Genomic DNA, 7,264 nt, shown 5'->3' with positions numbered 1-7,264 from the left:
CAGGTCGCCCGACGGCGCGCCACGCGGCATCCGTTCGTCAGCGTGCGGCGCCGGCCAGCGTGCCGGTGACCTGGCCCGCGGGGTCGTAGATCACGCACGAGACGACACGGTCGTCCATCTGCTCCCAGCTCTCCTGCGACGGGCGGTACGCGTAGAAGCCGAGCGTCGACGAGTCGTAGGCCATGCCGACGAAGGGTTCGAACTGGGCGAGGCAGGCCTCGTCGGACTGCGTCTGGATGACGTCGTCGCCGGGGTACTCGTCGCCCTCGAGCGTGACGTCGAAGTACACCTCTTCGTCGTGCGGCTGGTCGCACGGCACGACGGGCACTTCGGAGACGAGTTCTTCGGACACCTCGTTCATGCAGTCGCCGACCATGAGGGCGAAGACGTCGGCGTCGCCCTCCTCGACGATCTCCTGGGTCGTCTCGTCGCGCTCGGGCTGCGGTGCCGGGCCGCCGGCGAGGTCGCGGAGCACGCTGCACCCGCTCAGCGGGATCACGACTGCGACGGCGGCGATGGAGACGATGGCGCGCGTCAGGATACGGCGCGTGGGGATGTTCACGAGGTAGGGCCTCTCGATTCGGGTTCGGGTCGTGATTCGGGTCGGACGACCGGGAGGCGCGCTGATCGACCGGCGCCCCCGCCCATCCGGTTGATTTCGACGTCAGCCTATCGGGAGCCGCCGACGCGGTGCACGCTTCAGCGCACGTGCGGCAGCACTTCTGCGCCGATGAGCGCGAGATGCTCCAGATCGCGCAGGTCGACGAGCTGCAGGTAGACGCGATCGGCGCCGAGATCGCGCAGTCGCAGCACCTTCTCGACGGCTGCGGCGGGGGTTCCGGCGATGTTCACGTCGGCGAACGTCGCCGGGTCCGCGCCGATCGCCGCGAGACGTCGTCGGTATTCGGCGTCGGAGGTGGCGACGACCGTCGGCAGCGCGACGCTCATGCGCATCGAGGCGGGGTCGCGGTCGATGTCGCGACATGCCTGCCGCACCCTGGCGAACATGTCGGCGACGACGGCCTCGTCGCGGAACCCGATGTTGAACTCGGTCGCGAATCGCGCCGCGATCGCCGGCGTGCGCTTCGGACCCGAGCCGCCGATGATGATCGGCACGCTGGCCTGTGCGGGCTTCGGCAGGGCGGGGGAGCGCTCGAGGCGGTAGTGCTCGCCGGTGAAGTCGTAGTGCTCGCCCACCGGGGTCGACCAGAGGCCCGTGACGACCTCGAGCTGCTCCTCGAGCATTCCGAACCGCTTGGCGGGGAACGGGATGCCGTAGGCCTCGTGCTCCTCGGCGAACCATCCGGTGCCGAGGCCGAGCTCGACCCTGCCGCCCGACATGTCGTCGACCTGCGCGACCTGGATCGCGAGCACCGACGGGTGCCGGAACGTCGCCGAGGAGACGAGCGTGCCGAGCCGGATGCCCCGGGTCTCACGAGCGAGCCCGGCGAGCGTGGTCCAGGCATCCGTCGGACCCGGCAACGGGTCGCCGTCGCCCATCGCGAGGTAGTGGTCGGAACGGAACCATCCGTCGAAGCCGAGTCGCTCGGCGGTGCTCGCCTGCGCGAGCTGGTCGGCGTAGCTCGCGCCCTGCTGCGGCTCGGTGAAGATGCAGACCTCCACGCCTGCCGCCTACGCGTCGCCTGCGAGCGCCGCGAGCACCACGTCGTGGAGCGCCCCGTTCGTCGCGAGTGCGCTGCCGCTCCACGGCCCTCGCTCGCCGGTGATCGCCGTGAAGCGGCCGCCCGCCTCCTCGACGATCGGGATGAGCGCTGCGAGGTCGTACGGCTTGACGTCGAATTCGCCCGTGATGTCGATGAGCCCCTCGGCGAGGAGCATGTACGACCACAGGTCGCCGTAGGCGCGGTCGCGCCAGACGCGCTCCGAGAGGGCGAGCAGGCGGTCGAGGTAGCCGGCCTCGCGCCACTGCGCGAGGCTCTGGAAGCTCAGCGAGGCATCGGCGAGCGAGGCGACGCCCGAGACCTGCAGCCGGCGCGCTCCGGGCACGGATGCGTCGCCGCCGGCGGCCTCGGTGTCGGCAACGGCCATGGCGTCGCTCGCGCCCGCGTCGCTCGCGCCCGCGTCGCTCGCGCCGGCCTCGGCCGCCGAGGTCGTGGTCCAGGCGCCGAGCCCCGTCGCGCCCCACCAGCGGCGGCCCATGGCGGGGGCGGATGCCACGCCGAGGATCGGCACGCCGTCGATCGCGAGCGAGATGAGCGTGCCCCACACGGGCACGCCGCGCAGGAAGTTCGCGGTGCCGTCGATCGGGTCGATGATCCACTGCCGCGCGCCGTCGCCCTCGGTGCCGAACTCCTCGCCGAGGATGCCGTCGCCGGGGCGGGCCGCCGCGAGGCGTTCGCGGATCGCCCGCTCGACGGCGAGGTCGGCCTCCGTGACGGGGCTGCGGTCGGGCTTCGTCTGCACGTCGAGGTCGATCGCGCGGAATCGACCGATCGAGACGGCGTCGGCCAGATCGGCGAGTTCGAGCGCGAGCGCGAGGTCGGAGGTGAGCTGGGTGGCGGAGGCGGCGGAGGCGGCGGTCACTCGATCAGGCTATCGCGAGGCGAGACCCGGGGTCGTGAACGGCGTCAGGCGCCCCTCGACGCGCCGAACTTCGCCTCGATTGGCGCAACAGTGCATTCTCCTGATACTGTGATTCCTCGGTTCGGGTTATAGAAAATCCGGGCCGAAACAACGCAGTATGCACCTCTAGCTCAATCGGCAGAGCAACTGACTCTTAATCAGTGGGTTCTCGGTTCAAGTCCGAGGGGGTGCACGATCAAGCCTCGAACCTCTCGCCGGGTTCGGGGCTTTTTCATTTCCGCGGCGGTCGCCGCACCACCGTACGTCGTCGTCGTGGCCGCAGCGGCGCCAGCCTGAAGCGGGACGCTGAATGCACGGATGCCTCCGCGCCCTGAGGCGCGGAGGCATCACCGATGCGGTGAGATCGAGCCGTCGGATCCGACGTGTGCTGCGGTCTCGGGGAAGTCGCGACGGCCACGTTCGTCGATCAGCTCGATCGCCCGCTCGTCAGGATCGCGAACAGGCCTGCCATCCTCGTACTCGAAGCGGACGGAGCGCACTCGTCCGTCGATCATCGTGCCATCGGCGCGCAACCTGACGGCCAGGTAGGCGCCGTAGCGCGTCGCCTGCTCGGCGCCGAAGACGCCCCCACCGCCGAAGTTGCCGAGGCTGTACGCGATCAGCCTTCCCCGATAGAACTCCATCCCCCTGAGCACGTGGGGCCCGTGGCCCACGACGAGGTCGGCGCCCGCGTCGACGGCCGCATGCGAGAACGCGATGACGTCACCGCGGTTCTCGCCGTACATGACCTCGGCTCCCGGTGCCACGGTATCCGCGGCGGCACCCTCGGCTCCCATGTGCGCATGGACGACCACGATGTCCGCGTGTTCTGCGGCCGCTCGCACCACCTGCCGAACATGGCGCAGGTCGGTGACGCGGTTGAAGCCGTCGTAGGGCGCGAATCCGAGCATCGCGACCGTGAGGTCACCGACCTGCGTGCACGCGATCTCATCGCGGTCGCCGACCGTTCGGACCCCGGCGGCGGCGAGGTGCGCTCTGGTGTTCGCGTATCCGTCGGGTCCGAAGTCACCGGTGTGGTTGTTCGCAACGTTGAGGAGATCGAATCCGGCGAAATGCCGAGCCGTATCCGGCGGGCTCCGGAACGCCAGGCAGTCGGCTTGCTCCCCGCACTTGTCGAACCCCGTGTCGGAGGAGATGACCTGTTCGAGGTTTCCGGTGACGATGTCCTGGGTGAACCAGGGGCGCACATCGTCGAAGTGGCCACGACCGCGGTCGGCGGGCACGGAGTGACCCACGTCGTACAGCAGCATGTCGCCCGTGGCCCCGATGCTCACCTCTCCGTCGTGCGTCGCCGGCTGCTGCGGAACCTCGACGGGGCAGCCGGGAATCGCCGTGACACGGATCGTCGACCCGCCGATCACCGTGAGCACCAGGACCGCGCCCGCCGCGCCCACACGGAGACGACGCCGCGCCCGCGACGGGGCGTCGCGGCGAGCCGGCTCCACCGCCGAGCGACCTGCCGGAAGGTCGAACAGCCAGAGCAGTCGGTCGCGCACGATGAGGTGTCCGAGCAGCGTGCTGACGGCGATGACGACCCCGGTGAGGACCACCGGGAGCAGGACGGCTGCGGGCAGCTGCACTGCGATCCTGGCGCCCGAGAGCCAGCTCACCAGGGCGAGGTCGGCCACGGCGAGTACCGGCATGTGGATCAGGTAGATCGGAAGCGTGCGAACGCCGAGCCAGGTCAGCCCGCGCCCGATGCCCGGGGTCTTCGGCAGGAGCGGAGCGACGAAGATCCCCATGCCGACTCCGATGAGCGACACCGCGAGCCACACACCGGGCACCGTTTCCGACCCGGTCGTCCTCATCGCACCGAAGACGAGGAGGTACGCCGCGACCGAGATCGATGCTGCGAATGGTCGCGGGCGTGCGGCGAGACGACCGATCTGCGGAGCGAAGTACAGACCGAGCAGGAAGAAGAGGAGGTTGTACATCAGCGACCCGCGGTTGCTCGCCACGTCGATCAGCCCTGCCGACACCGTGACCGACACCGCAGCGGCGCCTCCGATGAGGAGCCATCGGGGGAGACGTCGCAGTCCTTTCGCCACCAGGAAGTACAGGGCGAGCGCGTAGAGGTACCAGGTGTTCGGGGGGCTGATCGTCACCGCCTCGATGAATTCGGCGACACTGCGAGGGACGAACGTGGGGAAGTCCTCGAATGCCCACATCGTCACCATGTGGATCAGCGTCCACAGGAGGTAGAGGTAGAGGAAGCGAACGACGCGGGTGCGGAAGACGATCGCCCACGGCCGAGCGAGCGCGTTCGCTGCGAAGTAGCCGGAGATCACGAGGAACAGCGGCATCAGGAACGGCCAGATGAGATCACTGGCAAGACCCCATGCGCCGGGGATCGGAACGCCGATTCGCCAGTCGATCTGCAGGTAGGTCTTCAACACGACGTGCCAGAAGACGACGAGAAGGATCAGCAGACCTTTGAGCGCATCCGCCCAGGCCGACCGAACGGGAGGCTCGTCCGGAGACCCGCTCATTCGGGAATCGAGTTTCGGAACGGGGAGCGCTCGGCGGATTCGAGGAGCGCTGCGATCAGCCCGACGTAGTCGAGGCCGGTCGCGGCGTACATCAGCGGAACCTGCGACTGCTCCGTCATCCCGGGAGCCGTGTTCACCTCGTTCAGCACCACCCCGGCAGCGGTGGCGAAGAAGTCGAAACGCGCCACCCCACTGCACCCGAGCGTTTCGTACAGCAGGCGTGCGGCGTGACGAATCGATACCTCATCGCGATCGCTGATCGGGGCGGGCACCGTGAACACCGCGCTGCCGTCGTACTTCTGCGTCCGGTCGAACACCCCGCCGGGGGCGACACCGATGCCGAGGGTGGAGCCGAGGCGCAGCTCGCCGTCCCGGTCGCGGAACACCGCGACATCCACTTCGCGCCCCAGCACGTACTCTTCGACGAGCACGGGGTCACCGAACGCTCGAGCACGGCTCACGGTCGCGGCGACGTCGTCTCGATCGGGAACGACGAAGACGCCGTTGCTCGAGCCACCGGTCGCCGGCTTGATGACGAAAGGCGGCTTCAGGTCCATCGGAGCCGCGACGGTTGCGGCTCCGGGTCGGGCGACGATTGCCTTCGCGGTGGCGATGCCGAGGGAGCCGGCGATGAGCTTCGTGACCCACTTGTCCATCCCGAGCGCGCCGGCGCGCACCGGGGCGCCCACATAGGGCACGCCCGACAGTTCGAGGAACCCCGCGATCGCGCCATCCTCGCCGTTGACGCCATGCAGCGCGGGAAAGGCGATATCGCAGTCCGCGAGCAGCTCGACGGCACCATGCGCGGGCAGGATGCCGCCGTCCTCATCACGCCACGCGCCATCGTTCCCGATGGTGAGCGGAACCACGTCGAAGCCCAGCTCGACGATGGCTCGACCGACGGCAGCGGCGGAAGCGAGAGACACGTCGTGTTCATCGCTCACACCACCTCCGATGACGGCGATCCGGGTGCTGTTGTTCTGGGTCATGACCTGTCTCCTTGCGACTGACTCGAGGTATCGATCGTGCGGTGGATGCGCGGGCTGCGATTCCCCAGGCGGGTGACGATCTCGTGCTCGATGGTGTGAGACCACTCGGCCCACTCCGCGACGGTGGGCTCTCCTCCCGACCCCGGGCCGAAGACGGTGACGCGTTCGTTCGGTCGCAGCACGTCATCGCCCGTGTCCACGACGACCATGTCCATCGAGAACCTGCCGACGAGGGGCCGTCGTCGCCCTCGAGCGAAGACCTCTGCCCGCCCGGATGCCTCGCGAGGAAGCCCGTCGCCGTAGCCGACCGGAAGGAGGGCCAGGTTCGTGCGACTCGGTGCGATGAAGTCGAGGCCGTAGCCGACTCCGGTGCCCGCGGTCACCTCGCGCGACGAGACGACGCTCGAGGTCAGTGTCACGGCCGGCCGCAGCATGTCGGTGCTGGAGGACGGATCGATGCCGAACAGCCCAGCCCCGATGCGGTGGACGTCGAAACCCGACCCCGCACCCGTCAATGTCGCGGCCGTTGCCGCGAGGTGCAGGATGTGGGGCGCGAGCGCGCGTCGCCTGGCCGTGCGGACCGCATTCTCGAAGACCTGACGTTCCCGCGTGTTCTGCGGATTCCCCGGCTCGTCCGCGCACGACATGTGACCCATCACCCCGACCACTCGAACCGCGCCGAGCGCCTCGTGCTCTCGAGCGAGGGCGCACAACGTGGACCAGTCGCGCGCCGGGCAGCCGTCGCGGGCCATGCCGACATCGATGTGCAGGTGCACGCGCGCCGGTCGCCCGACACGCAGCGCTGCCCAACCGATGGAGTACAGGAGCTCCACACTCGGCACCGCGACATCGACGTTCTCACGTACAGCCGTCTCGAAGTCGGCGTCGGGCGTGTTCAGCCAACTGAGCATCGGCGCCGTGACACCGGTTGCGCGCAAGGCGAGGGCCTCCTCGACGGAGGTCACACCGATGGAGGTCGCCCCGGACTCGAGGACCGAGCGAGCGATCGCGCCATGGCCGAACGCGTCGGCCTTCAACACGGCCATGACCCGGCCCTCGGTCATCGCGGCGAATCTGGCCGTGTTCTCACGGATCGCCTCGTCGTGCACGACGAGCTCCGAAGCGGATGAGTGCATGACAGCAGTCAAACGATCGGCGTGTTGCCACGGAGTATCCGGTTTT

The 7,264-nt window shown here is 69.0% G+C and carries 6 protein-coding genes and 1 tRNA gene; 1 reads left to right on the top strand and 6 read right to left on the bottom strand.

What is annotated here, in order from left to right:
- Positions 1-37 precede the first annotated feature (37 nt).
- The 3 genes from ACFTQE_RS06160 to ACFTQE_RS06150 all read right to left on the bottom strand — a co-directional run bounded on the left by ACFTQE_RS06160 (position 38) and on the right by ACFTQE_RS06150 (position 2,544).
- A complete protein-coding gene (locus ACFTQE_RS06160) occupies positions 38-562 on the bottom strand; it encodes a septum formation family protein (RefSeq protein WP_376924232.1) in 525 nt (174 codons plus the stop codon).
- A 137-nt stretch (positions 563-699) separates the two neighbouring features.
- Positions 700-1,623, bottom strand: a complete 924-nt coding sequence (locus ACFTQE_RS06155) for an LLM class F420-dependent oxidoreductase (protein ID WP_376924231.1) — start codon at positions 1,621-1,623, stop codon at positions 700-702.
- 9 nt (positions 1,624-1,632) lie between these two features.
- Positions 1,633-2,544, bottom strand: coding sequence for an inositol monophosphatase family protein (locus ACFTQE_RS06150; RefSeq protein ID WP_376924230.1), 912 nt, complete (start codon positions 2,542-2,544; stop codon positions 1,633-1,635).
- 159 nt (positions 2,545-2,703) lie between these two features.
- On the opposite strand from ACFTQE_RS06150, the gene ACFTQE_RS06145 reads away from it, so the two are divergent.
- A tRNA-Lys gene (locus ACFTQE_RS06145) sits at positions 2,704-2,776 on the top strand.
- Between the two features lie 154 nt (positions 2,777-2,930).
- On the opposite strand, the gene ACFTQE_RS06140 is transcribed toward ACFTQE_RS06145, so the two are convergent.
- The 3 genes from ACFTQE_RS06140 to alr are packed head-to-tail and all read right to left on the bottom strand — an operon-like array spanning position 2,931 to position 7,218.
- Entirely contained in the window at positions 2,931-5,093 is a 2,163-nt protein-coding gene (locus ACFTQE_RS06140) for a CapA family protein (protein WP_376924229.1), read from the bottom strand.
- Complete coding sequence (locus tag ACFTQE_RS06135) at positions 5,090-6,082, bottom strand: D-alanine--D-alanine ligase (protein WP_376924228.1); 993 nt, start codon at positions 6,080-6,082, stop codon at positions 5,090-5,092. The genes ACFTQE_RS06140 and ACFTQE_RS06135 overlap by 4 nt, the downstream gene beginning before the upstream one ends.
- Positions 6,079-7,218: an alanine racemase gene (gene alr / locus ACFTQE_RS06130; RefSeq protein ID WP_376924227.1), complete on the bottom strand. Its 1,140-nt coding sequence runs from the start codon at positions 7,216-7,218 to the stop codon at positions 6,079-6,081. The genes ACFTQE_RS06135 and alr overlap by 4 nt, the downstream gene beginning before the upstream one ends.
- Between the last annotated feature and the right edge of the window lie 46 nt (positions 7,219-7,264).

The organism is Agromyces sp. NPDC056965 (assembly GCF_042673425.1).
GTDB lineage: Bacteria > Actinomycetota > Actinomycetes > Actinomycetales > Microbacteriaceae > Agromyces.
Note: the sequence above shows the minus strand (reverse complement) of the source record. Positions and strands in the feature narration are given on the sequence as shown.